Origin of the sequence: Enterobacter dykesii, assembly GCF_008364625.2 — a bacterium.
GTDB lineage: Bacteria > Pseudomonadota > Gammaproteobacteria > Enterobacterales > Enterobacteriaceae > Enterobacter > Enterobacter dykesii.
Genome location: NZ_CP126604.1, coordinates 941,539 through 966,829, shown reverse-complemented (window position 1 = coordinate 966,829; position 25,291 = coordinate 941,539). Strand labels below are relative to the sequence as shown.

The window sequence follows — 25,291 nt, the reverse complement described above, 5'->3', positions numbered from 1 at the left end:
TTCCGCTCCTGCTATGCTTAAACCTGGTGTTTAAACAGCAGGAGCGGAACCGTGCAATACACTACGTTAGGAAAAACGGACCTTAAGGTTTCCCGACTTTGTCTGGGATGCATGACCTTTGGCGAGCCCGATCGGGGAAACCACGCCTGGACGCTGCCGGAAGAGAGCAGCCGTCCGATTATCAAACGCGCCATCGAGGGCGGCATTAACTTCTTTGACACCGCCAACAGCTACTCCGACGGCAGCAGCGAGGAGATTGTCGGCCGCGCCCTGCGCGACTTTGCCCGTCGTGATGACATCGTCGTCGCCACTAAGGTGTACTATCCGGTAGGCGACCTGGCTGAGGGCCTTTCTCGCGCGCAGATCCTGCGCTCCATTGATGACAGCCTCAAACGCTTGAACATGGATTACGTCGACCTGCTGCAAATTCACCGCTGGGATTACAACACGCCAGTCGAGGAGACGCTCGAAGCGCTGAACGACGTGGTCAGAGCCGGTAAAACACGCTACATCGGCGCGTCTTCTATGCACGCGTCGCAGTTTGCCCAGGCGCTGGATCTTCAGGCGCAGCACGGCTGGACGCGCTTTGTCACTATGCAGGATCACTACAATCTGATCTATCGTGAAGAAGAACGCGAGATGCTGCCGCTGTGCCATCAGGAGGGCGTGGCGGTGATCCCGTGGAGCCCGCTGGCGCGCGGTCGCCTGACCCGTCCGTGGGGTGAAACCACGGCTCGCCTCGTATCGGATGAAGTGGGAAAGAATCTCTATGGCGGTACAGAAGCCAGCGATGCGCTAATTGCCGAACGTTTAGCCGGGATCGCCGACGATACCGGTGCCACCCGCGCACAGGTAGCGCTGGCGTGGCTGCTGGGCAAGCGCGGGGTCGCGGCGCCGATTATTGGAACGTCGCGGGAAGAACAGCTGGATGAGCTGCTGAATGCGGTGGATATCACGCTGACGCCGGAACAGGTTGCCGAGCTGGAGACGCCGTATCAGCCGCATCCGGTGGTGGGGTTTAAGTAGGCCATCTTTTGTAGGCCGGGTAAGGCGGAGCCGCCACCCGGCAATACAGATCGCACAAACTCACGCGAAGTGATCGTACCCTTTCCAGTCCAGCGTAACCGGCGCACCGTCTTTCACAAACTTCAGCCCTTCGCTCTCCGGCATGATCTGACCGATGCAGGTAAACTTCGCGCCGAGATGCGCTAACGCCACGTCCAGCGTTCCGCGGTTGAGCTCAGGCACCGTGAAGCACAGCTCGTAGTCTTCACCACCGGACAGCGCCCAGCGCAGCGCCTGCTCAGGCTCTACATGGCGAAGCAGTTGCTCAGACAGCGGGAAGAGATCCAGGTCAACGCGCGCGCCGACGCCGCTGGCCTTCAGGATATGCCCGAGGTCTGAGATCAGCCCGTCAGAGAGATCGATAGCCGAGCTTGCCCGTTCGCGCAGCGCCTGGCCGTGCAAAATACGCGGCGTTGGCCGCAGATGGCGTTTCACCAGATACGCCGCGTCGTCAGCATCTTCAACCGTTAAACGGTTCTGCAGAATCGCCAGCCCTGCCGCGCTGTCGCCCGGCGTACCGGTCACGTAGATCCAGTCGCCCGGTTTTGCGCCCGAGCGCTTCAGCGCGCGGCCGAGCGGCACGTAGCCGTGGATCGCCAGCGTCATCGACAGCGGACCGGCAGTTGTGTCGCCGCCAATCAGCTGCATATCGTAATAGCTAAGCTGCTCAAACAGCGCATCGCTAAAGGCTTCCAGCCAGGCTTCATCCACCTCTGGCAGGGTCAGAGCCAGCGTCAGCCACGCGGGATCGGCCCCCATCGCCGCCAGATCGCTGACGTTAACCGCCAGGGCCTTATACGCCAGATCGGCAGGATCGATATCCGGTAAGAAATGACGGCCGCACACCAGGGTGTCGGTGCTGATTGCCAGCGTCTGTTTTTCGGGAATATTGAGAAGTGCACAGTCATCGCCAATGCCGGTTTCAACATCAAGACGAGAGGTTCTGACACGGTCGAAATAACGGGCAATCAGGGAGAATTCGCCGCATGCCATACGTTATGCCTCAGCAAATAAAAGAAAAAACCGGAGCCACACTGCCCGTCAGGCAATGCAGGACTCCGGTTTGCGGATCACTTTTTGTGGGGACGGATCGCAGGTGCTGCTTTATCAAGTACGCCGTTTACAAACTTGTGGCTGTCTTCAGCGCCGAAGGTTTTCGCCAGTTCGATCGCTTCGTTGATGGCCACTTTATACGGCACATCATCACGTTTAGACAGCTCAAACAGCGCGATACGCAACACTGCTTTTTCCACCTGGCCCAGCTCTTCGAGCAGACGGGACAGGTATGGCTTCATCAGGCCATCGAGATACGCGCTATTAGTCGCCACTCCCGACAGCAGTTCGCGGAAGTACAGAACGTCAACGTCTTTCACGTCCTGTTCTGACAGGAACTGGTATTCAACATCAGCGATGTCGTTCTGGGACAACTGCCAGGAGTAAAGTGCCTGGACGGCACATTCACGGGCGCGGCGACGAGCAGCAGGTTTCACGGAATTCCCCTTACAAAAAAATCAGGCCTTGATGGCTTTCAATACATTGATCATTTCAAGCGCGGTCAGTGCAGCTTCTGCACCTTTGTTACCGGCTTTGGTGCCAGCACGTTCGATGGCTTGTTCAATACTTTCGGTGGTCAGCACGCCGAACGCGACAGGAATTTCAGCATCCTGCGCAACGTGTGCCAGACCGTTGCTTGCACCGCCCGCAACGTATTCGAAGTGCGCAGTGCCGCCACGAATAACGGTACCCAGCGCAATCACCGCGTCGTATTTACCGGTTTTCGCCAGCGCGCCCGCCGCCAGTGGCAGTTCGTAAGCGCCTGGAACCCAAACAACGGTAATGTTGTCATCTTTAACCTGGCCGATACGTTTCAGGGCGTCAATCGCACCTTCCAGCAGGCTGTCGTTGATGAAGTTGTTGAAACGCGCAATGGTGATGGCGACGCGAGCGTCCGGGGTAGCTACAGCAGCTTCAATAATGTTCATACTCTTCCTTTACGGGTTCATTTGGCCCCGCAGGGGGGCGGATTTTATCATAATACTTTGCGCACTGCTTCCCTATTTCAGGAGCAATTACGCTGTCGTTAAGTGGAGGCAGACATCCGGACCTACCGGACGAATCTCGTTAAATTTGAGTTGCGGTGCGTCGGCCAGTTTTTCAAGGCCGGGCAGCACAAACAGGCCGCGCGCGTCGTGACCTAAGAGTTTAGGCGCAACGTAAACAAGCAGTTCATCCACCAGCCCGGCCTGCAAGAGCGCACCGGCGAGCGTTGGCCCCGCTTCAACCCAGATGCTGTTCACCTGCTGCTTGCCGAGCAGCATCATCAGCACCACCAAATCCAGATGACCGTTATGCTCCGGCACCATAATGCTGCGCACGCCTTCCGGCCATTCGCGCGTATCTTCTTTAGTGCGGGCAATCCAGGTTTCACCCGGCTGCTGGACGATGCGGTGCTCCGGCGTCACGCGGTTCTGGCTATCAATGATAATACGCAGCGGCTGGCGCAGGTTCTCCTGCGGGTACAGCGCCTGGGTATCGGCATTCAGTTCGTCCCAGCGCACGGTCATGGCCGGATCGTCAGCCAGAACGGTTTCACTGCTGGTGAGGATAGCATGGCTTTGTGCGCGCAGACGTTGCACATCGCGCCTTGCCTGTGGTGAGGTTACCCACTGGCTTTCGCCGTTTGCCATCGCCGTACGGCCGTCCAGCGAGGCGCCCAGCTTGAGCTGAATATACGGGAACCCCGTGCGCATGCGCTTCAGAAAGCCTTTGTTGATCGCTTCCGCGTCCTGCATCATCAGCCCATGGCTGACGTCAATGCCTTCCTGCTGCAGGCGGTACAGACCGCGTCCGGCCACCTGCGGATTTGGGTCCTGCATCGAGGCGATCACGCGCGACACGCCCGCCGCGATCAGCGCTTCGCAGCACGGCGGCGTACGGCCGTGATGGCTGCACGGCTCAAGCGTGACGTAGGCCGTAGCCCCGCGAGCCTTTTCTCCCGCCATGCGCAGGGCATGAACCTCAGCATGGGGCTCGCCCGCGCGGTAATGGAAACCTTCGCCCACGATCTCGCCATCTTTAACGATAACGCACCCGACGTTCGGGTTGGGATGGGTAGTAAAACGACCGCGCTGCGCCAGCTTCATGGCTCTCGCCATGTAAATCTCATCCTGCATGAGCTTAATCCTGTAAGCGGGCGATCTCTTCGCCAAACTCTTTGATGTCTTCGAAGCTGCGGTAGACCGAGGCGAAGCGGATATAGGCGACCTTATCGAGCTTTTTCAACTGCTCCATCACCAGGTTGCCGATCATTTTGCTCGGCACTTCACGCTCACCCAAACCACGAAGATAAGATTTTATGTGGTTTAACGCCATCTCAACGTCATCCGCGCTGACGGGACGTTTTTCCAGGGCCTTCAGCATCCCGCTGCGCAGTTTCTCTTCGTTAAACGGCTCGCGCACGTCGTTGCTTTTCACCACGCGCGGCATTACCAGCTCTGCAACCTCAAAGGTCGTGAAACGCTCGTTGCACACCAGACACTGCCGACGACGGCGTACGGATGACCCTTCGCCCACAAGACGAGAGTCGATGACTTTGGTATCCACAGCGGAGCAGAATGGGCAATGCATACGGTATCCCTGTTATGTGGTTAACTAATTTTCATTTTACCCTGATCTGGCCTGACAACAAAGGAAGAGCTTTTTGAGACAAAGGATCTATGTCTGACACGATGATGCTGGCTACCATTAAGGCGATCCGTTATTTCAAGGAAATAAACGCAATGACAAGACGTTACCTTAAAATTTTGCTGGTGGGGAGCCTCTTCACCCTTAGCGCCTGTGCACAGCAAACCGAAGTCCGTCAGATGAAACAGAGCGTGAATACGCTCAATACGGCGATGGACAAACTGAACAAAGAAACGGTGAAGATCACCCAGCAAAACGCGCTGAACGCCAAATCCAGCAGCGGGGTTTATCTCCTGCCGGGTGCGAATACGCCTGCGCGGCTCAACAGTCAGATTGGCACGCTGAAAATGTCTCTGGTGAATGTGGCGGCGAATGCAAATGGTACTCGCGCAACATTACGCATTCAGGGCGAGTCCAACGATCCGCTTCCAGCCTTCAGCGGCACCGTCGAGTGGGGCCAGATCCAGGGCACCACGGAGAATTACCAGGAGGTGAATGTTAACAGTCAGCTATTCACCGCACCAGCCAGCGTGCTGGCTCCGAGCGATGTTGATATTCCGCTGCAGCTTAACGGACTGACTCCGGAACAGTTAGGTTTCATCCGCATTCACGATATCCAGCCCGCCGCGCAGTAACCCTCCTTTTAGCGGAGTGAAATGTCACTCCGCTAACATTTACATTTCGTATGGATTGGCAACATAAATGATTGCCGCTACAATCCCGCCCGTTTAAAGTACGCAAACGTGAACGCAATCGATTACGCGTGTGAGAGATATGTGAAACAACACATATTTTTGTGAGCAGGGATTCCTATAATAGGCACCGCAGAAACACGAAATATTTAGAAACGCAATTCGCGCATTTTTCACTCCCGAAAGGGAATTTCAATCAGTGGCATGATTATGAAAAAAACATTACTCGCAGCTGGCGCCGTGCTGGCACTGTCCTCCTCTTTCACTGTTAACGCAGCGGAAAACGATAAACCACAATACCTCTCCGACTGGTGGCACCAGAGCGTTAACGTTGTCGGCAGCTACCACACCCGTTTCGGACCACAGATCCGCAACGATACCTACCTGGAATACGAAGCATTCGCCAAGAAAGACTGGTTTGATTTCTACGGCTATATGGATGCTCCGGTCTTCTTCGGCGGTAACACGCAGGCAAAAGGTATCTGGAACCACGGTTCTCCGCTGTTCATGGAGATCGAACCACGCTTCTCCATCGACAAGCTGACCGGCACCGACCTGAGCTTCGGTCCGTTCAAAGAGTGGTACTTCGCGAACAACTATATCTACGACATGGGCCGCAACGCGTCCGGTCGTCAGAGCACCTGGTACATGGGTCTGGGTACCGACGTTGATACCGGACTGCCAATGAGCCTGTCCCTGAACGTGTACGCGAAATACCAGTGGCAGAACTACGGTGCTGAAAACCAGAACGAATGGGATGGCTATCGTTTCAAAGTGAAATACTTTGTGCCAATCACCCAGCTGTGGGGCGGTAACCTGAGCTACATCGGCTTCACCAACTTCGACTGGGGTTCAGAGCTGGGCGATAAGAGCGGTTACGCAGAGAACGGTATTAAGCAGCGTACCAACGACTCCATCGCCTCCAGCCACATCCTGGCGCTGAACTACGATCACTGGCACTATTCTGTTGTGGCGCGTTACTGGCACAACGGTGGACAGTGGAACGACGATGCCGATCTGAACTGGATGAAAGAAAACGTCCGTTCAACCGGTTGGGGTGGTTACCTGGTTGTAGGTTACAACTTCTAATCAGTGCGGGATTGTGCGGGCTGATGCCCTCACCCCGCCCCTCTCCCGTGGGAGAGGGCGTAAACACACAAAACGGCAACACACGTTGCCGTTTTGCTTTTACCTCGCCGCCCGGCTTTTTACTGCTTAACCTTGCGCAAAAAATCTGCCAGAGACCTGTCCGCACTTTCGCTAAACCGCCTCTCCGTCTGCAAAATATTGAGGCATCGGTCGAGCCGGAAACAGCGATAGTCATCGCGCCGTTCGCACCACGCAGCCAGCAGCCAGCGCTCTCCCCAGAAGAACAAGCCCAGCGGCTGCACCTCGCGCTTCGAGAGCTGTCCGGCTTCATCACGGTAATGCAGCGCCAGCACGCGCTGGGCGGAAATCGCCTGATGGATCCTGTCAAAATCGCTGCGGGAGTGGCTTTGCATGCAAAAATCCGGGGCGTAGATCCGCGTCTGCTCCGCCTTTCGACGACTCTCCTCGGGCAGGATAGCCAGCACCTTCTCCTGAGCCGACTCCAGCTCGCGCGACAGCGATTCACCTCCCCAGGTTTTGAGCAGGCGAATCGCGACGATCAGCGCCTCGGACTCCCTATTCGTCAGCATCAGCGGCGGCAGGTCAAAACCCGACATCAGCCGATATCCGCTCCCCGCCTCACCTTCCACCGGCACGCCGGAAAGCGACAGGTCGCGGATATCGCGGTAGACCGTGCGCTCGGATACGCCAAGCCGTTCCGCCAGATGCGCTGCCGTTGTCAGACGCCTGCCCCGCAGGATCTGCACAATCTGAAACAAACGGTCAGCGCGTCGGGTCATATCTTAGTCCGCTCTCAGGCAGGTTGATGGAGGCCGACGCGGTTACCCTCGCTGTCGGTAAACAATGCGATAGTGCCAATGCCATGCGGCAGTTCCAGCGGGCCAAACACGCACTCGCCGCCCGCAGAGGCGATGCGATCGAGCGTGGCCGCCAGATTGTCAGTATGCAGGTAAATAATAGCGCCCTGCAAAGACGGTGTAACGCCGTCAAATTTTGCCAGCGCCCCGCCGGTACCCGGATCCTCATGCGGGAAAACGGCCAGCTCCGCGCAGTCCATTTTCTCGCGACGCAGCGCGAGCTGCATCACCGACTCATAAAATTTGATAGCGCGATCCATATCCGCGACCGGAATTTCAAACCAGTTAATGACGCTTTTCATACATCCTCCTGCCTGTTATTAGGGTTCAGAAGGAGTCTACGACAGGGCTCCTGACAGCATAGTGTCAGGAATGTTTGTCAGGAGCAGATAAAAAAAATCCCGGTCAACAGACCGGGATTTCGATAACGCGCTAAACGTCGCCTTACGGCAGAATGGACGGCTGATCCGCCCCTTCTTTCTCGACCTTCTGCTGGAGCAGGTGCTCGCGCTTCATGCCAAGTTTCAGTGCCAGAGCGGACGCGACGTAGATAGACGACGCCGTACCGATGGTGACACCGATCAGCATGGTCAGCGAGAAGCCTTCCAGTACCGGACCACCGAAGAGGAACAGCATCAGGATCACCATCAGGGTGGTACCGGATGTGATCAAGGTACGGTGCAGCGTCTGGGTCAACGACACGTTAAAGATTTCGTACGGCGTACCGCGACGGATCTTACGGAAGTTTTCACGGATACGGTCAGATACCACGATACTGTCGTTCAGTGAGTAACCGATAACGGACATCAGGGATGCCACAATCGTCAGGTCAATCTCAATGTGGAACAGCGACAGTATGCCCATAGTGATTACCACGTCGTGCGCCAGAGCGATAACCACACCGGCCGCCAGTCGCCACTCAAAGCGGAAACCGACGTATACCAGAATGGAGATCAGCGCCACCAGCAGCGCCATCGCACCGGTCTGCGCCAGATCAGCACCCACGCTTGGGCCGACGAACTCAATACGCTTAACCGCCGCGTTCTGGCTGGTTGTTTCGTTAATCACGCTAACAACCTTACTGCCCAGCTCCTGGCTGCCGTTGGCATCGTGCACCGGTGGCATGCGCACCATGATGTCGCGGCTGCTGCCGAAGTTCTGCAGCAGCGGCTCTTCAAAGCCCGCTTTCTGCAGAGACAAACGCATCTGGTCCATATCGACCGGTTTTTCCAGGGAGATCTCGATGACCGTACCGCCGGTGAAATCCAGACCCCAGTTAAAGCCTTTCACGCTCATAATGCCGATGGACAGAATCAGCAGGAAACCTGAAATGCCGAAGGCCCAGTAGTCCCAGCGCATAAAGTCCCAGACTTTACGGCCGTGGTTCAATTGTTCAACAGTATATTCCTGTGCCACAACGCACTCCTCAGATAGACAGCTTTTTGACGCGCTTGCCGCCGTACAGCAGGTTCACGATGGCACGGGTGCCGACAATAGCGGTAAACATTGACGTTGCGACACCGATACCGGTTGTAATCGCAAAGCCTTTGATCGCGCCAGTACCCACTGCATACAGGATAAGAACCTTAATCAGTGTTGTTACGTTCGCATCGAAGATGGAGCTGAACGCGCCTTTATAGCCTTCGTCAATCGCCTGCTGAACAGAGCGACCGTTGCTCAACTCTTCTTTGATACGTTCGTTAATCAGTACGTTGGCGTCGACCGCCACCGCAAGAGTCAGAACGATACCCGCAATGCCCGGCATGGTCAGCGTCGCCCCCGGCAGCAGGGACATAATGCCGATGATCAGCACCAGGTTGGCGATCAGCGCGGAGGTCGCAATCAGACCAAACTTCTTATAGAAGAAGATCATGAAGAGGATAGAAACCACCAGACCGGCCAGACACGCTTCCAGACCCTGCTGGATGTTTTGCATACCCAGAGTTGGACCAATGGTACGTTCTTCAACAATCTGAATTGGCGCAATCAGCGCACCGGCACGCAGCAGCAGAGAGAGCTGACGCGCTTCGTTCGGGTTGTTGATACCGGTGATACGGAAGCTGTTACCCAGACGAGACTGGATATTGGCGATGTTAATCACCTCTTCCTCTTTCACCAGCACCGCACGACCGTTCGCATCTTTCTTACCGCTGTCTTTGTACTCCACGAACAGGGTTGCCATCGGTTTACCGATGTTGTCCTTGGTGAAGTTAGACATGATGTTACCACCCGCGCTATCCAGCGAGATGTTAACCTGCGGCTGGTTGTATTCGTCCTGGCTCGACGTGGAGTCGGTGATGTGGTCACCGGTCAGAATCACGCGTTTGTACAGCACAACTGGCTGACCTTCGCGGGTCTGTTTCACTTCGGAGTCACCCGGAATACGCCCTGCGGCAGCAGCGGACTGATCGACGTTGGAGTTCACCAGACGGAATTCCAGCGTTGCGGTCGCACCCAGAATCTCTTTCGCACGCGCGGTATCCTGGATACCCGGCAGTTCAACCACGATACGGTCAGCACCCTGACGCTGTACCAGCGGCTCAGCCACACCAAGCTGGTTTACACGGTTACGCAGAATGTTGATGTTCTGCTGAACGGCATATTCACGCGCTTCTTTCAGGCGCGCATCGGTCATCACCGCGCGCAGCTGGTTGCTGCCCTGAGAGGTGATCACCAGGTCACGGTGACGTTGGGTCAGGTAATCTACAGCCTGATCGCGCGCCGCACTGTCGCGGAACGTGATGCTCATGCCGTAGTTATCTTCTTTACGCACGGTGGTGTAAGCGATGCCTTTATCACGCAGATCGCTGCGCAGGCTGTCGATATTCTGTTCCTGCAGCTTGCCGAGCGCGGTATCCATATCCACTTCCATCAGGAAGTGAACGCCGCCACGCAGGTCAAGGCCGAGTTTCATTGGCTCTGCGTTCATCGCAGCCAGCCAACGCGGGGTTGCAGGGGCAAGGTTAAGCGCCACGACGTATTTGTCACCCAGCACGCCCATCAGCGCTTCGCGAGCGCGGAGCTGCGTGTCGGTGGTGTCGAAGCGAGCAAGAATTGCACCCTCTTCCAGAGCCACAGACTTAGCGGTAATTTTTTCTTCTTGTAACGTTTTCTGGACCTGGATCAGCGTTTGCTCACTGGCGGCGACACCGCGCGCGCCAGTGATTTGAACAGCCGGATCCTCACCATACAGGTTGGGAAGCGCGTACAGCAGGCCGACGAGAATCACGACGACCAGCATGATGTACTTCCACAAAGGATAACGGTTTAACACGGCAGTTCCCTTTGGGAAAAGTTGGGATTACAGCGCCTTCATGGTGCCTTTCGGCAGAACGGCAGCTACGAAGTCACGTTTGATGACCACTTCAGTGGTGTCGTTCAGGGCGATAGCAATGTAGCCGTTTTCAGCCACTTTGGTTACGCGACCCACCAGACCACCGTTAGTCAGTACTTCATCGCCTTTCGCAATGGAGTTCATCAGGTTTTTGTGCTCTTTGGTGCGCTTCTGCTGTGGACGCAGGATCATGAAGTAGAAGATCAGACCGAACACAACCAGCATCAGAATCAGAGACATCGGGCTGCCCTGCGCTGGAGCACCTGTTGCCGCTACCGCATCAGAAATAAAAAAGCTCATTCAAATTCCCTCATTATTAAAATTAATCAACGTTCAACGGTGGAACATCCCGCCCCTGACGTTGGTAGAAATCGGTCACGAAGCTCTCTAATTTACCCTCTTCGATAGCCTTACGTAAACCAGCCATTAAGCGCTGATAATAACGAAGATTATGAATGGTATTGAGACGCGCGCCCAAAATCTCGTTGCAACGATCGAGATGATGCAGATACGCGCGAGAATAATTGCGACAGGTATAGCAATCGCACTCGGAATCGAGCGGGCTGGTGTCACTCTTATGCTTCGCGTTACGGATTTTCACCACGCCATCGGTAACGAACAAATGGCCGTTACGCGCGTTGCGGGTTGGCATGACGCAGTCGAACATATCAATGCCGCGGCGTACGCCTTCAACCAGATCTTCTGGTTTACCCACGCCCATCAGGTATCGTGGTTTATCCGCCGGGATTTGCGGGCAGACATGTTCCAGAATACGGTGCATGTCTTCCTTCGGCTCACCCACAGCCAAACCGCCGACAGCGTAGCCATCAAAACCTATCTCTACCAGACCTTTAACAGAGATATCGCGTAAATCTTCGTAAACGCTGCCCTGGATAATGCCGAACAGCGCATTTTTGTTCTGCAGGGAGTCAAAACGGTCACGGCTACGCTTCGCCCAGCGCAGAGACATCTCCATGGAGCGTTTTGCGTAGTCCCAGTCAGCCGGGTACGGCGTACATTCGTCGAAGATCATCACGATGTCAGAGCCGAGATCGTACTGAATCTCCATCGATTTTTCGGGATCGAGGAAAATAGGATCGCCGTTAATCGGGTTACGGAAGTGTACGCCCTGCTCGGTGATCTTGCGGATATCGCCCAGGCTGAAGACCTGGAAGCCGCCGGAGTCGGTCAGAATCGGACCTTTCCACTGCATGAAATCGTGAAGATCGCCGTGGAGCTTCATGATCTCCTGACCCGGACGCAGCCACAGGTGGAAGGTGTTGCCGAGGATAATCTGTGCGCCAGTGGCTTCTACTTCTTCCGGCGTCATCCCTTTTACGGTGCCGTACGTGCCCACAGGCATAAACGCGGGGGTTTCCACCACGCCGCGATCAAACACCAGGCGACCGCGACGCGCGCGGCCATCGGTGGTATCGAGTTCAAATTTCATTTTTTCTCCGACGTCAGAAAAACAGTCCAACGTTGTAAAACGGTGCCGCGGACTTATTCCCCGACACGCTCATTCAAAGCCAGCGGATTGTACGTGATAAACATCGCGTCCCCGTAGCTAAAAAAGCGATATTTTTGTTCTACCGCAGACTTGTAGGCCGCCATCGTATGCTGGTAACCGGCAAATGCCGACACCAGCATAATCAGCGTTGATTCAGGCAGATGGAAGTTGGTCACCAGCGCGTCAATCACTTTGTACTGATAGCCCGGGTAGATAAAGATCTGCGTATCGCCGAAGAACGGCTCGATAAGATCGTTCTTCGCTGCCTGTGCGGCGCTCTCGAGTGAGCGCACGGACGTTGTACCGACCGCCACGACGCGGCTACCGCGCGCTTTCGCCGCCAGCACCGCGTCCACCACGTCCTGAGGCACTTCGGCATACTCAGAGTGCATGATGTGATCTTCAATGCTGTCCACGCGCACCGGCTGGAAGGTCCCCGCGCCGACGTGTAGCGTCACGAACGCCATCTCCACGCCCTTCGCGCGCAGTTTCTCCAGCAGCGGCTCATCAAAATGCAGGCCCGCGGTTGGTGCCGCGACGGCGCCAGGCTTCTGGCTGTAGACGGTCTGGTACAGCTCGCGGTCGGCCTCTTCATCCGGACGCTCAATATACGGCGGCAGCGGCATGTGGCCGATGGCGTTCAGGATATCGAGCACCGTGCGCTCGTCATCGAACGCCACCTCAAACAACGCATCGTGGCGCGCGGTCATGGTCGCTTTGATGCTCTCATCATCGCCCAGCAGCAGTTCAGCGCCCGGCTTCGGCGCCTTGGAAGCGCGAATATGTGCCAGAATACGTTTATCATCGAGCATACGTTCGACCAGCACTTCAATCTTGCCGCCGCTGGCCTTACGGCCAAACAGGCGCGCCGGGATCACGCGGGTATTGTTAAAGACCAGCAGATCGCCAGGGTTGAGCTTGTCGAGCAAATCGGTGAAAGTACCGTGCGTCAGCTCGCCCGTTGGCCCATCCAGTGACAGTAAGCGACAGCTGCTGCGCTCAGGCATGGGATAGTGAGCAATCAGGGATTCAGGTAGTTCAAAGGAGAAATCGGCGACGCGCATGACGTATACTCGTGACTTAAAAACAGGCGGCATAGTCTAGTGCTCACACCCTTTTGCTGCAACAACTAGCCGCCCCCGGACAAATAAAACGCATGAATTTTCTCGCTCACCTGCATCTCGCTCACCTCGCTAACAGCTCCCTGTCCGGCAATTTGCTGGCCGATTTCGTACGCGGCAACCCGGCTGAGGACTACTCCCCTGAGGTTGTCGACGGGATTTTTATGCACCGCCGCATCGACGTGCTGACCGACAAGCTGCCGGAAGTGACGGAAGCCAAAGCGTGGTTTCGCCCTGAAACGCGCCGCGTTGCGCCGATCACGCTCGACGTGATGTGGGACCACTTTCTGTCGCGCCACTGGGAACAGCTGTCGCCGGAGATGCCCTTGCCGGCGTTTGTGCGCTATGCCCACCAGCAGGTGTCGATCATTCTGCCCGACTCGCCGCCGCGCTTTGTGAATCTGAATAACTATCTGTGGTCGGAACGCTGGCTGGAGCGCTATCGCGAAATGGACTTCATCCAGAGCGTGTTGAACGGGATGGCGAGCCGTCGTCCGCGGCTGGATGCGCTGCGCGACTCCTGGTATGACCTGGATGAACATTACGATGCGCTGGAAGCGCGTTTCTGGCAGTTTTACCCGCGCATGATGGCGCAGGCGAAAAACAAACAGCTGTAACAGAATTCACATTGATAGGTAAAAGCTGGCGGAACGATTGTCACCACCTCTTTGTCTTATCCATGCACACTCTCTATACTGGCTCGCGTTGCGTTCCAAATAACCTTAGTATCTACAGGAGAATCATATGGTTCTGGTAACTCGTCCGGCTCCGGATTTTACAGCTGCAGCAGTTCTGGGCAACGGTGAAATCGTTGAAAACTTCAACTTCAAACAGCACACCAACGGTAAAGCGACCGTTCTGTTCTTCTGGCCAATGGACTTCACTTTCGTTTGCCCGTCTGAGCTGATCGCATTCGACAAACGTTATGAAGAATTCCAGAAGCGTGGCGTGGAAGTTGTTGGCGTCTCCTTCGACTCTGAATTTGTACACAACGCATGGCGTAACACCCCTGTCGACAAAGGCGGCATCGGTGCGGTGAAATACGCAATGGTTGCGGACATCAAACGCGAAATCCAGCAGGCTTACGGTATCGAACATCCGGACGCTGGCGTTGCGCTGCGTGGTTCCTTCCTGATCGACGCAAACGGCATCGTTCGTCACCAGGTTGTGAACGATCTGCCGCTGGGTCGTAACATCGACGAAATGCTGCGCATGGTTGACGCGCTGCAGTTCCACGAAGAGCACGGCGAAGTGTGCCCGGCTCAGTGGGAAAAAGGTAAAGAAGGCATGAACGCGTCTCCAGACGGCGTGGCTAAATACCTGTCTGAGAACGTATCCAGCCTGTAATCGGCACGGTTTACGAAAAAGGCCCGCTTATGCGGGCCTTTTTTTATGCCTTACGCTGCGTCTCCCGCCAGATGCGCCAGGCCATGCCCGCCAGCAGAATCACTCCCGCAATCAGCACGCCCCATACCAGCAGGGTGTTCATCCTGCTCTCCCGCTCGGCCGCAGAGGTAGCGGTCAGACGCTCCTCGCCGCCTAATGCGACATTATCCTGAATGTCGGCCTGCGGCAGGTTCGCCATATCATAGGTCTTGCGCAGGTCGGCCGGGATCAGCATATCGGGCTCCACGCTGGCCTGCTTAGCCGCTCCATTGCCCCAGGCGAGCACGTAGGGCGCTTTCCCCTGCGCGTTGAACACCAGGTCATAGCGATCGCGATGGCCCGTGACGCTCGGCAGGTATTCCGGCAGACGCGCATTCAGCGTCGTGATTTTCACGGCCTGCACCAGCCCCCCGTGAAGCGAAACCGGTGGCGACGTTTTTCCCTCAAGACGGTAAAGGACCTCTTTCTTCAGGGGGTGCCATGCGTCTTTCTCCGTACTCCGCCACGCTATCTCCACGGGAAGGACGCCATCGCCGTTCAGTGAAATGCTGACAGCACTCAGCGGCTGCGGTCGCGCCCAGTGCCACTGCGCTTCGCTTGTCGATAGCTGTTCCCCTTCGCCCTCAAGAACGATAGCTTCCGGGGCCGCCTGGGCAGGTGCGCTGATTGCGTTAACGCCGGTCAAGGTTATCCCCTGGCTCTGCGCATTCAGCACCACCATGAGATAGCGATTCGCATCGGGAGATAAAACCGTATCGGTATCGATCCGATCGAGCTTAAGACGATCCTGACCGCTGACGACGTCCAGCAAGGGCATATCCTCGCGCAGGGTATACCAGCGCTTAAGATCCTCGCTGTAATAGAGCGATGCCGTTCCCTGCCACGGCATCTGCGGGGTATTCCAGAGCAGCTGCAGCTGGGATATAGCGATCTCGCCCGTCGCCTTTTCCGGCAAGGTCAGCAGATAATGTTGCCCGGCTGCGGCGGCTTTTTGCCCCTCCAGCACAATCTCAACGCCGTTTCGGGAACGGAGCAGGATCTTATCGCTGTCACCGGATCCTTGCGAAGCCGCAAGCGGCGAGGCGTCCAGCGGGAAGAGGCGCAGCACGGTGGATTGCGCTGGCGCCTGCGGACGCGTCGCGCTGACCAGGCTGAAGGGAACCGGCTCGCCCGACTGGTTAAAGACGCGGACATCATGCAGATCCGGCGACGAGCTCTGCTCATAGACGGCGAGCAGCAGCAGCACCCGATACCACTGGGAAGGAACCGACGTATCGAGCGAACGACCATAAGCATAGTCCCGGGGCGATTCCGTTTGTCCCTCGTCGCAAAACGCCGGGCCGGAAAGCGCCAGCAGCGCGGTACAGGCTACCGCTTTCATCCATTTCATTTTTCATCTCCTGTTTTGGGCGGTAGCGGTGAGAAATACCCCACGATCAGAACCAGTATCGCCACGCCGATAAACGCCACCGCGCGCGACAAACCGCCTCCGCCCGCGCTGTCCACCAGCATCAGTTTAGCCATCACCACACCCAGCAGCGCGGCACCGCAGAGCCACTCCTGCCGGGAAGCCCGACGGGTGGCATGGATCATGACCACCAGCGCGCTCAGCATCCAGAACAGGGCAAAACTGGTCTGGATAAGCCGCGAATCCCACAGCGATGCCATATTCCAGGCTACGTCGCCGTACCAGGCCAGGGCGCGCATCAGCGCACCGTTTAGCCACCAGAAGCCAAACGCCATAATCGCGACGGCGGGCCACGGACGCGCTTGCGCAAGCCATGCCGGATAGTAGCGATCTACCGCCCGATAAAAGACCACCAGCCCCAGCAGCGCGAACGCCGCGCCTTCCTCAAGCGGGTTTACCAACGGCAGCCAGGTCTGACGATAGACCACGCCGTCCTGGAAATTGGTCACCACCAGCAATATCAGCAGCGCCACGACGGCAGGGATCGGCGCCAGGCAGGCGTAGAGCGCAGGCCACTCCCGGAACGGCCAAACGCGACGCCGTACGGCTGCAGAAAGCGCCATAATCACCCCGCCGCCTGCGGCCATCGCTACTCCGCTGCCCCAGGCCGCCATGCCCCACGGCAACGACCGGGCAAACCAGTAAAGCTCGGCGGCCAGCGCCAGCAAAATCATCCAGAACAGCGACAGATGCAGCCCCATCGCGATGCGCGGCAGGAGTCTTTCACCGTCGCGCCGCAGCAGCATCAGCGCGGCAGGAAGCGCAACGCACCAGGCGAGATTTGACCAGCCGGCGGCAACGATCTGCTGGTGCCAGAGCTGATACCCCACCATCAGCAGCATAACCGGCCACAGCAGCCATTTACTGACATCCAGCTCCCGCCACGCCAGACGAGCAGCCGCCTGCCGCCAGCCCCAGGCCGACGCCGCCGTCAGCGCCAGCACGCCTGCGAGAATCGGCAATTCGTGCTTCAGCACCATCCGCGACGCGCCCAATAGCGCTACGAGCCAGAACAGCAGCCCGCCTGCCAGCAGCGCCCAGCTGACCGGCAGATAGAGAGTCCGCCACAGCCAGGCCGCAGCCAGCCAGCAAAGGCTAAGGATGGCGAAGATAAGGAGCAGGCTCAGGGACGTAACGCCATTCGTTTGCGCCCACAGCGCGCTGCCGAGCGCCAGCACCAGCAGCGCCGTCCCGCTATAGCTCATGCGACGCTGGTTCTGCTGCACGCCCAGCCAGAGGATACCCAGCCCTTCCAGCGCCCAGGCCATCGCCGTCCAGCGCGCCGACAGCGCCAGCGGAATGGCGAGCGTCGCGAACCCGCCGCCGATGGCCAGCGCCGCCATGACCAGCGGTCGTCCGAGGGAGGGATAGCGACGTAGCGCGAGGAACGCGAGGGTAAGATAAAATGCGCCGTATCCCAGCGCACTCAGGGCCGGGCCATATTCCCAGTGCCGGGTCATGCCGTACTGCATTCCAAAACCAACCAGCGGCGGGGCAAACAGCAGCACGCCGTCAATAATTTGCTTCCCTTTCTCCTGCGCCCGCAGCGACAGCGCCACGCTCAGGACGCCGAATATCAGCGTATTGGCAATCAGGAACAGCTGGCAGACCCAATAATCTTCAGGCTGGTAGTCACTCAGCCCCCACAGGCCGCCCACGCCGAACGTAAACAGCAGCCCGAGCAGATTCAGCTCGCGCCAGTGCTGCCAGATACTGATAACGAGAATGCCGATGGAAAGCAGGAGATAGAAAGAGAACAGCGCGACAAAGCTGCCGCCCCCGGTAGACAACAGCAGCGGCGCAAGATACCCGCCGAGGCTCGCCAGCATGGCAAGGCTCAGCGCCTTCTGCAGCACCGCCAGCCCGACGCTCGCCGCGCATATCACCACCAGCAGCGCAAAGGCCAGCGTCATCGGCAGCATTTGCCAGAGCCGAAACGCGCCAAACACCGTCAGGTAGAGCACGCCGGTCGCCCCGCCCTGGAGGATCAGCGCATAGACGCGCTGCCTGTGCCGCAGCCGCCACCCCACCGCCAGCAGAACGATGGCAAACAGCGCCGTTGCCACGAGGCGCAGCTCAAGCGGGAACAGGGAATGTTCGACGGTATAGCGCAGCAGGAATGAAAGACCAAGGAAGAGCAGCAGGATGCCCAGCTTCGCCAGCGGATTACCCTGCATAAACCAGCGCACCAGCGACGTCAGCATGCCGCCAAAGGCAGAAGGCTGTTTTGCCGCAGGCGCCGGGGCCGGGGCGGGTTCTGCCCCGGCTGCGGGAGTATCGGAACGCCAGGGGTCGACAGGCGCGGGAGCGTCCTCTACCGCCGGCGCGGTCACAGCCACTGGCGCGGTAGGCTGCATCGGCTCCGGCGCGCTTTCAGGCACGCCGCGCTGCTCAAGCGCCTCAATGCGCTGTCGCAGCAGGGCGATCTCCTGTCGCGCCGCCGTACTTCGATTAAAGCCAATAACCGCAAGCACGGGCGCAACCACCAGCGCAAATACCAGGAACAAACAGCCAAGGATGTAAAGCTCGTCCATGTTTCCACCTTCACCGTAAACGATCTGTTAAGATTGACACAAATAGTTGCATTTACGCCATCTTAAAAGGTGTAAACATTAGCAGGTCTTAGCTGCCGAACCAGATCGTCGCGGATACCGCAGGCAGCGCCAGCACGCCGTCCTGTATCGTCGCCTTGCCCTCTTTATTCTTCCACGCCGCCACCTTCAGCAGCGGTGAATCATCCAGCACCACTTCGCAGGCCTCGCCCCGGTTGATCGCCACCAGCACGCGCTGCTGGTTATAGACGCGAGCAAACACCACCACGTTATCGTGGCCGTATACCACCTGGCAGCCGCCGTAGCGCAGGGCGAGACTCTGCTTACGCAGCCTCGCCAGCCGCTGATACAGGCTGAACAGCACCTTGTCCTGCTTCTCTGGCTCCCACGGGAAGGTTTTGCGGCAGAACGGATCGTTGTTGCCGTCCAGCCCCACTTCGTCACCATAATAGATGCACGGCACGCCCGGCCAGGTGAAGAGCCAGGTCACCGCCAGCGGCAGACGCGCCACATCCTTGCCGAGCAGGGATTTAAAGCGGGCGGTATCGTGGCTATCGAGCTGGTTGAACATCCGCAGCTGCTGCTGATGGGACAGGCCGGCGCGATAGTTCTCCATCCACGCCATGCAGGTTTCAGCGTCGATATGATTCGGGTCGTAGGAAATATCGGTGTTAGCGAGGAATCCCCACAGCGGGAAGGTAAAGCCGCGATAGTTCATCGCCGCATCTTCCGCATCGTTCTGCAGCCACTGGCGCGCGTCGCCGAAGTGCTCGCCAAAGACGAACGCCTCCGGCTGGGCCACTTTCGCCGAACGCGTAATCCCGGCGACGTGCTGAAGGTTATTCCGCGCCCCGCCCGCTTCGCCGAGCATATGCACCACGTCCAGCCGCCAGCCGTCCATATTCCACGGCGCCTTTAGCCAGTGACGGACGATGCTGTCTTCACCGCCGTAGATTTCATTCACGAGCGTTGGCGACTGGAAATCCAGCTTCGGCAGGCTGGCGTAACCCAGCCAGTCCAGCGCGCGGCCCTCCTCGTTAAAGCTGTACCAGTCGCGCTGCGGCGACTCCGGGTTATGACATGCCCCGCCCATCGACTGGTTATGGCGGTCAAACCAGGCGTGCGAATCTCCGCTGTGGTTGAACACGCCGTCCAGAATCAGGCGCATGCTTTCGTTTTGGGTGTTCTTGCGCAGGCGCAGCAGCGCCTCGTCACCGCCAAACTGTTCGTCAACGTGGCGATAATCCTCTGTATCGTATTTGTGCACGCTCGGGGCTTTAAACACCGGGTTGAGGTACAGCGCCGTCACGCCGAGCTTTTTCAGGTACGGTAGCTTTTCGCTGATGCCGTCGAGATCGCCGCCGTAAAACGTCGAGCCGCCCGCCTGTGCGGTTAACGGCTCATCCCACGCTTTCAGGATAATGTCGTGGCCCGCCGCATGGTGGTGATAGATCTTATCCTGGTCGGCAGTGCGTTTTTCGCTGCGCGCAAAACGGTCCGGGAAAATCTGGTAAAACACCTGATCGTTAACCCACTGCGGGCCGCTATCCGGGTAATCGACCGCAAACTGCTCCAGCCGTGCAGGCGGGAAACGGCTAAACCCCTGCGGGGTAAACCACAGCTGGCGGTTATTCCACAAAAGCTTAAAGCTATAACGGCGGCGCGGCTGCCCGCTGCTCAGGTCGATATTCGCCCGCCACGCCGTGATCCCAGGCTGCGGCTGGCTGCGCAGCTTGTGCATTTTCAACCCGGTCTCTTCGTTATCTATTTCGGCGCGGAGCGTCACGCGTTCAGGCTGATTTTCCCCCGCCAGCCAGAGCGTAATCACAAGGTTGTCTTTGTTTTGCTTAACAAATGGGGCAACCGGAAGGTGCCAGGCGTTTAACATCACGAATCCCCTCTGATGAAATTGACGTCACCTTGCCACAGGGTGGTTAAGGATAGCTCATCACGTTCGGGATTATTGGGGGAGGAGAAAGGAGGATGAGGCAAAAATCCCCTCTCCCACAGGGAGAGGGAATAAAAATATTACTGCGCTTCCGCCAGCTGACGGTCACGGCGGCATTTAAACACCCAGCCCACCAGCAGCAGGACGATCCACGCGCAGCCCACGTACAGGGAAATGCGGGTATCCGGATGGTAGCCAATCAGGCCAATGATAAACACCAGGAATATCAGCCCGACGACGGTGGTTGCCACCCCGCCAGGTACTTTGAACTTCAGCGCTTTCGCCTCATCCGGCGACAGACGGCGGCGGAACGCAATCTGCGACAGCAGGATCATAATCCACACCCACACCGTCGCGAAGGTCGCCAGCGATGCGATCACCAGGAAGACGTTCTCCGGCATGATGTAGTTCAGGTAAACCGAGAACAGCAGCGCTACGGTCATCACCACAACGGTTACCCACGGCGTGCCGCGGCGTGAGGTTTTGGCAAACACCTTCGGCGCACTGCCCTGCTCCGCCATGCCGTGCAGCATACGGCCCACGCCAAAGACGTCACTATTGATCGCGGAAAGCGACGCGGTGAGCACCACAAAGTTCAGAATGCTGGCCGCAAAGGCAATCCCCATATGCTGGAAGGTCAGAACAAACGGGCTACCGTTGGTGCCGACCTGATTCCACGGGTAGATAGACATAATCACGAAAAGCGTACCCACGTAGAACACCAGAATACGCATCGGCACAGAGTTGATGGCGCGCGGAATGGATTTCTCCGGATCTTTCGCTTCCCCGGCGGTAATACCGATAATCTCGATGCCGCCGTAGGCGAACATCACCATCTGCAGCGACATCACCATCCCGAGCCAGCCGTTGCTGAAGAAGCCACCGTTGCTCCAGAGGTTATGGATCCCGGTCGGCTGCCCGCCGTTACCGATTCCCCAGATGATGATGCCGAAACCGGCCACAATCATGATGATGATGGTGGCGACCTTGAAGAAGGAGAACCAGAACTCCAGCTCGCCAAACACCTTCACGCTCATCAGGTTGACGGCACAGATTATTAGCACCACGCTCAGGACCCAAATCCAGTGCGGTACCGCCGGGAACCAGACGCCCATATAGATGCCAAACGCCGTCACGTCGGCAATCGCCACAATCAGGATTTCGAAGCAGTAGGTCCAGCCGGTGATAAACCCGGCCAGCGGGCCGAGGTTTTCCTGCGCATAGCGGGAGAAAGAGCTGGCGGACGGGTTGTGAACCGACATTTCGCCGAGGGCGCGCATGATGATATACGCCGCCACGCCGCCGATGATGTACGCCAGCAAAACGCTGGGACCGGCCATTTTGATGGCATCTGCCGAGCCATAAAAAAGACCGGTGCCGATAGCCGAGCCCAGCGCCATAAAGCGGATGTGGCGCGTGCTCAATCCACGTTTAAGTTTGTTAGTGCTTTCCATTTAAATCTTGCCATTCAACACGAAAAAAACAAAAAACCACGGGGCCTTAAGCCCCGTGGTTAAACAGTTTGTTGCCGTTGATTAATGAGCGTTCGATGCGACCTGACGCCCTGCAGCACGGTCCCAGATAATCGCCAGAACCAGTGCAACAACGGTAGGCATCAACCAGGCCAGACCCTGCTCGGACAGCGGCAGACGCTGTGTCCATGCCGGCAGTATGTGCGCGAAAGCTGATGCTTTAATCCCGTCAAGGATACCAAAAATCAGGCTGATAAACATGGCTGGCGCAATAATTCGTGAAGAGTTGTTCCACCACGGGCGAGTAAAGCTCAGCACCACCAGCACGATACACGGCGGGTAAATTGCCGTCAGCACCGGAATAGAGACCTGAATCAGGTGGCTCAGACCGAGGTTGGACACTGCCATGGAGAAGATACCGAGGATAAACACCAGGGTGCGGTAAGAAAGCGGCAGATACTGCGCAAAGAACTCTGCGCAGGCGCAGGTCAGGCCAACCGCGGTGACCAGACAGGCCAGGAAGATGAGCGCTGCCAGCAGCATACTGCCCGCACCGCCGAAGGTGTGCTGAACGTAGGCGTGCAGGATAGCCGCACCGTTGGCGTTCTGCTCAACCAGCATGGCGCTATCGGACCCCAGACGGAACAGCGCCAGATACAGCAGCGTCAGCCCCACGCCGGCCATCAGGCCAGCCCAGATGGTGTAGCGGGTCAGCAGACGCGCTTCGGTCACACCGCGGGAACGCGCGGCGTTAACGATAACGATACCAAACACCATCGCGCCCAGCGTATCCATCGTCAGGTAGCCGTTCACAAAGCCGTTAGAGAACGCGGCGTTTTTATAGGCGTCCATCGCGTCGCTAATCGGGCCCGCTGGCCAGACGATGGCCGCAACCGCCAGGACAATCAGCGCCACAATTTTCAGCGGAGCCAGGAAGTTACCCACGGTATCCAGCAGCTTGCCCGGATAGAGGGAAACCAGAATCACGATCGCGAAGTAGATCAGACTGTAGATGAACAGCGGCATCGCACCGTCACCGGTCAGGGGAGCAATCCCCACTTCGAAGGAAACGGTCGCGGTACGCGGGGTGGCAAACAGCGGCCCCACGGCCAGATAGCAGACGGTTGCCAGCAGAACGCCCGCCACTTTGCCAATCGGGGTGCTGAGGCTATCCACACCGCCGCCGACTTTCGCGAGCGCGACGACGGTCAGAACCGGCAGACCCACGGCAGTAATCAGGAAACCAAACGCGGCGGTCCAGACGTGTTCACCCGCCTGTAGGCCAACCATTGGAGGGAAAATGATGTTGCCTGCGCCAACGAACAGCGCAAATGTCATAAAGCCCAGCGCGATGATGTCACGCGATTTTAAGTGATGGGTCATAAAACCTTACTGCCTGTGGATGTGGTGTTGAAAACATTGAGATTTTCGATATCCCTGACGGGACGATACAGCCGAAAATTTGCTCAATTTCAGCGGGAAATGCTCCCGTCCTGGCGTGGAGAAGAATAGTTTTTCGATTTACCACGCAAATACAGTCGGTCTGACAGTATCTGGGGCGCAATTTAAACGCTTATAACGTTTAAAGGCAAGGTGGGATCGTAAAACCAGAACAATATGCCAGCATGAAAATACGACTCAGAACAATACGCTATTTATAAGAAAAACCCATGGCTAATCATGCGAACAAAAAACCGTCAGCCGTATATAATTCATCCGCGTTTCGCCTGGCTGCAAAGCAAACGGGCCAGCAGACGCTGACCCGTGGAAAGGTAAAATGACACGCCTGCCGTCAGGCGATCTTTTTGGCAATTAATCGTTCCGGGATAACGAAGCTGAAGCGGGTTCCTTTACCCAGCGTACTCTGAATATCGAGACGGCTTTCATGGTGATTGACCGCGTGTTTCACAATTGCCAGCCCCAGGCCGCTTCCGCCTGTTTGCCGGGATCGCGCCTTATCCACACGGTAAAAGCGCTCGGTCAGACGCGGAATATGCTCAGGCGCAATCCCCGGCCCGTTGTCTTCCACGCTAAACTCAGCCCCAGTTTGGGTATGCTGCCAGCGCACCACGATATCCGTCCCCTCCGGCGTATGATTCACCGCGTTATACACCAGGTTGGAAATGGCGCTGCGCAGCTCATCTTCGCTGCCTAATACCTTCAGCGTGTTGTCGACTTCAAAAGTCAGGTGATGCTTTTTGTGGCTTAACGTCTGCGCTTCACGCTCCACGACCCGCAGCATCATCGGGACATCAATAGTGTCATTTAGCGCAAGCGTTGGCGCCGCTTCAATCTTCGAGAGCGTCAGCAGCTGCTTCACCAGCCCTTCCATCCGGTGCGTTTGCTCGCGCATGGTGTGCAGCGCTTTTTCACGCGGCGCGCCTTCAAGCGTTTGCTCCTGCATCATCTCCAGGTAGCCCTGAAGCACGGTTAGCGGGGTTCGCAGTTCGTGGCTGACGTTGGCGAAGAAGTTGCGACGCGCCCCTTCCAACTGGTACATCTGGGTGACATCGCGCGCCACCATCAGCCACTGCTTATCGCTGTAGGGCATCACGCGGATTTCCAGATGGCGACCATTATTGAGCTTCAGATTGTGCGGACGGGTAAAATCACGCTTTTTCAGATACAGCGTGAACTCGGGATAGCGCAGAAGGTTGAGGATATTCTGGCCATTGTCGTCGGGCCAGCGCAGGCCCAGCAGCTGTTGCGCCAGGCCGTTACACCAGAAGATGGTCCCTTCTTCGGTCGTCAGAATCACGGCATCCGGCAGCGACTCTGCGCCGCTGCGAAAACGCTTAATCAGGCTCCCCAGCTCGCGGCGGCGCTTTTTATTACGCATCTGCATCTGATGCAGACCGTACAGCAGCGGCTCCCAGCTGCCGCTTCCCGGCGGCGGCGTCATACTTCGGTCAACCCACAGCCACCAGGAGAGGCGCAGCAGGTTCCAGAAATGCCAGATCAGCAGCCCGGTGACCGACGCCAGCAGAAACCACGGCAGGTGTCCAAGAAAGGCCCCCAGAATGAAGGCCGGAATACAGCATAAGATCAGTTCAAAGACGAGCCTTTTCCATGACAGACGTTCCAGCACGCGT

General features: G+C 57.4%; 23 protein-coding genes. 5 read left to right on the top strand and 18 right to left on the bottom strand.

The genetic code is table 11. The annotated features are described in order from the left end of the window. Positions 1 to 51 precede the first annotated feature (51 nt). A complete protein-coding gene (locus tag F0320_RS04490; protein WP_126329111.1) occupies positions 52 to 1,026 on the top strand; it encodes an aldo/keto reductase in 975 nt (324 codons plus the stop codon). Positions 1,027 to 1,086: 60 nt separating this feature from the next. On the opposite strand, the gene thiL is transcribed toward F0320_RS04490, so the two are convergent. From thiL to nrdR, 5 genes are all read right to left on the bottom strand, one after another. After that, positions 1,087 to 2,058 (bottom strand): thiamine-phosphate kinase, encoded by a 972-nt coding sequence (thiL, locus tag F0320_RS04485; RefSeq protein ID WP_033144764.1) that lies wholly within the window; start codon positions 2,056 to 2,058, stop codon positions 1,087 to 1,089. A 77-nt stretch (positions 2,059 to 2,135) separates the two neighbouring features. Beyond that, entirely contained in the window at positions 2,136 to 2,555 is a 420-nt protein-coding gene (gene nusB / locus F0320_RS04480) for a transcription antitermination factor NusB (RefSeq protein ID WP_006809908.1), read from the bottom strand. 21 nt (positions 2,556 to 2,576) lie between these two features. Then, positions 2,577 to 3,047, bottom strand: a complete 471-nt coding sequence (gene ribH, locus F0320_RS04475; protein ID WP_006176874.1) for a 6,7-dimethyl-8-ribityllumazine synthase — start codon at positions 3,045 to 3,047, stop codon at positions 2,577 to 2,579. Between the two features lie 87 nt (positions 3,048 to 3,134). Beyond that, positions 3,135 to 4,238, bottom strand: a complete 1,104-nt coding sequence (gene ribD / locus F0320_RS04470) for a bifunctional diaminohydroxyphosphoribosylaminopyrimidine deaminase/5-amino-6-(5-phosphoribosylamino)uracil reductase RibD (protein ID WP_126329112.1) — start codon at positions 4,236 to 4,238, stop codon at positions 3,135 to 3,137. A gap of 4 nt (positions 4,239 to 4,242) precedes the next feature. Then, the gene (gene nrdR / locus F0320_RS04465) at positions 4,243 to 4,692 is read right to left on the bottom strand and encodes a transcriptional regulator NrdR (protein WP_008503337.1); all 450 of its coding nucleotides are present in this window, start codon (positions 4,690 to 4,692) and stop codon (positions 4,243 to 4,245) included. A gap of 152 nt (positions 4,693 to 4,844) precedes the next feature. On the opposite strand from nrdR, the gene F0320_RS04460 reads away from it, so the two are divergent. Together F0320_RS04460 and F0320_RS04455 are read left to right on the top strand one after the other, a co-directional pair. Next, positions 4,845 to 5,384 (top strand): DUF3251 domain-containing protein, encoded by a 540-nt coding sequence (locus F0320_RS04460; RefSeq protein WP_047650660.1) that lies wholly within the window; start codon positions 4,845 to 4,847, stop codon positions 5,382 to 5,384. Between the two features lie 267 nt (positions 5,385 to 5,651). Beyond that, positions 5,652 to 6,530, top strand: a complete 879-nt coding sequence (locus F0320_RS04455; RefSeq protein ID WP_047650659.1) for a nucleoside-specific channel-forming protein Tsx — start codon at positions 5,652 to 5,654, stop codon at positions 6,528 to 6,530. 119 nt (positions 6,531 to 6,649) lie between these two features. Here F0320_RS04455 and F0320_RS04450 read toward each other — a convergent pair whose 3' ends face one another. The 7 genes from F0320_RS04450 to queA form a co-directional block, all read right to left on the bottom strand. Continuing rightward, positions 6,650 to 7,330, bottom strand: a complete 681-nt coding sequence (locus F0320_RS04450) for a helix-turn-helix transcriptional regulator (protein ID WP_126329113.1) — start codon at positions 7,328 to 7,330, stop codon at positions 6,650 to 6,652. 14 nt (positions 7,331 to 7,344) lie between these two features. Further along, on the bottom strand, positions 7,345 to 7,710 hold the full coding sequence (locus tag F0320_RS04445; RefSeq protein ID WP_126329114.1) for a VOC family protein: 366 nt from the start codon (positions 7,708 to 7,710) through the stop codon (positions 7,345 to 7,347). Between the two features lie 142 nt (positions 7,711 to 7,852). Then, on the bottom strand, positions 7,853 to 8,824 hold the full coding sequence (gene secF, locus F0320_RS04440; RefSeq protein ID WP_023310552.1) for a protein translocase subunit SecF: 972 nt from the start codon (positions 8,822 to 8,824) through the stop codon (positions 7,853 to 7,855). Positions 8,825 to 8,834: 10 nt separating this feature from the next. After that, positions 8,835 to 10,682 (bottom strand): protein translocase subunit SecD, encoded by a 1,848-nt coding sequence (gene secD, locus F0320_RS04435; RefSeq protein WP_071787442.1) that lies wholly within the window; start codon positions 10,680 to 10,682, stop codon positions 8,835 to 8,837. 27 nt (positions 10,683 to 10,709) lie between these two features. Continuing rightward, positions 10,710 to 11,042 (bottom strand): preprotein translocase subunit YajC, encoded by a 333-nt coding sequence (gene yajC, locus F0320_RS04430; protein WP_003859109.1) that lies wholly within the window; start codon positions 11,040 to 11,042, stop codon positions 10,710 to 10,712. 22 nt (positions 11,043 to 11,064) lie between these two features. Further along, positions 11,065 to 12,192, bottom strand: a complete 1,128-nt coding sequence (gene tgt, locus F0320_RS04425; protein WP_003859110.1) for a tRNA guanosine(34) transglycosylase Tgt — start codon at positions 12,190 to 12,192, stop codon at positions 11,065 to 11,067. A gap of 53 nt (positions 12,193 to 12,245) precedes the next feature. Continuing rightward, complete coding sequence (gene queA / locus F0320_RS04420; protein ID WP_126329115.1) at positions 12,246 to 13,316, bottom strand: tRNA preQ1(34) S-adenosylmethionine ribosyltransferase-isomerase QueA; 1,071 nt, start codon at positions 13,314 to 13,316, stop codon at positions 12,246 to 12,248. A 92-nt stretch (positions 13,317 to 13,408) separates the two neighbouring features. Between queA and acpH the strand changes: the two genes are divergently transcribed. Continuing rightward, entirely contained in the window at positions 13,409 to 13,990 is a 582-nt protein-coding gene (gene acpH / locus F0320_RS04415) for an ACP phosphodiesterase (protein ID WP_126329116.1), read from the top strand. A 127-nt stretch (positions 13,991 to 14,117) separates the two neighbouring features. Next, entirely contained in the window at positions 14,118 to 14,720 is a 603-nt protein-coding gene (locus F0320_RS04410; protein ID WP_014168840.1) for a peroxiredoxin, read from the top strand. Between the two features lie 43 nt (positions 14,721 to 14,763). On the opposite strand, the gene F0320_RS04405 is transcribed toward F0320_RS04410, so the two are convergent. From F0320_RS04405 to phoR, 6 genes are all read right to left on the bottom strand, one after another. Continuing rightward, the gene (locus F0320_RS04405) at positions 14,764 to 16,149 is read right to left on the bottom strand and encodes a DUF3999 family protein (RefSeq protein ID WP_126329117.1); all 1,386 of its coding nucleotides are present in this window, start codon (positions 16,147 to 16,149) and stop codon (positions 14,764 to 14,766) included. Next, the gene (locus F0320_RS04400; RefSeq protein ID WP_126329118.1) at positions 16,146 to 18,761 is read right to left on the bottom strand and encodes a DUF2339 domain-containing protein; all 2,616 of its coding nucleotides are present in this window, start codon (positions 18,759 to 18,761) and stop codon (positions 16,146 to 16,148) included. The genes F0320_RS04405 and F0320_RS04400 overlap by 4 nt, the downstream gene beginning before the upstream one ends. 88 nt (positions 18,762 to 18,849) lie before the next feature. Next, entirely contained in the window at positions 18,850 to 20,667 is a 1,818-nt protein-coding gene (malZ, locus tag F0320_RS04395; protein WP_126329119.1) for a maltodextrin glucosidase, read from the bottom strand. Positions 20,668 to 20,807: 140 nt separating this feature from the next. Further along, the gene (proY, locus tag F0320_RS04390) at positions 20,808 to 22,181 is read right to left on the bottom strand and encodes a proline-specific permease ProY (RefSeq protein ID WP_008503261.1); all 1,374 of its coding nucleotides are present in this window, start codon (positions 22,179 to 22,181) and stop codon (positions 20,808 to 20,810) included. Between the two features lie 81 nt (positions 22,182 to 22,262). Next, entirely contained in the window at positions 22,263 to 23,582 is a 1,320-nt protein-coding gene (gene brnQ, locus F0320_RS04385) for a branched-chain amino acid transporter carrier protein BrnQ (protein WP_023310545.1), read from the bottom strand. A 409-nt stretch (positions 23,583 to 23,991) separates the two neighbouring features. Next, positions 23,992 to 25,287 carry a phosphate regulon sensor histidine kinase PhoR gene (gene phoR, locus F0320_RS04380; RefSeq protein ID WP_126329120.1) on the bottom strand — a complete coding sequence of 432 codons (1,296 nt, stop codon included), beginning with the start codon at positions 25,285 to 25,287 and terminating at the stop codon, positions 23,992 to 23,994. Positions 25,288 to 25,291 lie beyond the last annotated feature (4 nt).

Bases quoted from the DNA above. Each gene is read 5' to 3' on its own strand.
- thiL (WP_033144764.1), bottom strand. From the start codon at position 2,058: ATGGCATGCGGCGAATTCTCCCTGATTGCCCGTTATTTCGACCGTGTC.
- ribH (WP_006176874.1), bottom strand. From the start codon at position 3,047: ATGAACATTATTGAAGCTGCTGTAGCTACCCCGGACGCTCGCGTCGCC.
- ribD (WP_126329112.1), bottom strand. From the start codon at position 4,238: ATGCAGGATGAGATTTACATGGCGAGAGCCATGAAGCTGGCGCAGCGC.
- nrdR (WP_008503337.1), bottom strand. From the start codon at position 4,692: ATGCATTGCCCATTCTGCTCCGCTGTGGATACCAAAGTCATCGACTCT.
- F0320_RS04460 (WP_047650660.1), top strand. From the start codon at position 4,845: ATGACAAGACGTTACCTTAAAATTTTGCTGGTGGGGAGCCTCTTCACC.
- F0320_RS04455 (WP_047650659.1), top strand. From the start codon at position 5,652: ATGAAAAAAACATTACTCGCAGCTGGCGCCGTGCTGGCACTGTCCTCC.
- F0320_RS04450 (WP_126329113.1), bottom strand. From the start codon at position 7,330: ATGACCCGACGCGCTGACCGTTTGTTTCAGATTGTGCAGATCCTGCGG.
- F0320_RS04445 (WP_126329114.1), bottom strand. From the start codon at position 7,710: ATGAAAAGCGTCATTAACTGGTTTGAAATTCCGGTCGCGGATATGGAT.
- yajC (WP_003859109.1), bottom strand. From the start codon at position 11,042: ATGAGCTTTTTTATTTCTGATGCGGTAGCGGCAACAGGTGCTCCAGCG.
- tgt (WP_003859110.1), bottom strand. From the start codon at position 12,192: ATGAAATTTGAACTCGATACCACCGATGGCCGCGCGCGTCGCGGTCGC.
- queA (WP_126329115.1), bottom strand. From the start codon at position 13,316: ATGCGCGTCGCCGATTTCTCCTTTGAACTACCTGAATCCCTGATTGCT.
- acpH (WP_126329116.1), top strand. From the start codon at position 13,409: ATGAATTTTCTCGCTCACCTGCATCTCGCTCACCTCGCTAACAGCTCC.
- F0320_RS04410 (WP_014168840.1), top strand. From the start codon at position 14,118: ATGGTTCTGGTAACTCGTCCGGCTCCGGATTTTACAGCTGCAGCAGTT.
- F0320_RS04405 (WP_126329117.1), bottom strand. From the start codon at position 16,149: ATGAAATGGATGAAAGCGGTAGCCTGTACCGCGCTGCTGGCGCTTTCC.
- F0320_RS04400 (WP_126329118.1), bottom strand. From the start codon at position 18,761: ATGGACGAGCTTTACATCCTTGGCTGTTTGTTCCTGGTATTTGCGCTG.
- malZ (WP_126329119.1), bottom strand. From the start codon at position 20,667: ATGTTAAACGCCTGGCACCTTCCGGTTGCCCCATTTGTTAAGCAAAAC.
- proY (WP_008503261.1), bottom strand. From the start codon at position 22,181: ATGGAAAGCACTAACAAACTTAAACGTGGATTGAGCACGCGCCACATC.
- brnQ (WP_023310545.1), bottom strand. From the start codon at position 23,582: ATGACCCATCACTTAAAATCGCGTGACATCATCGCGCTGGGCTTTATG.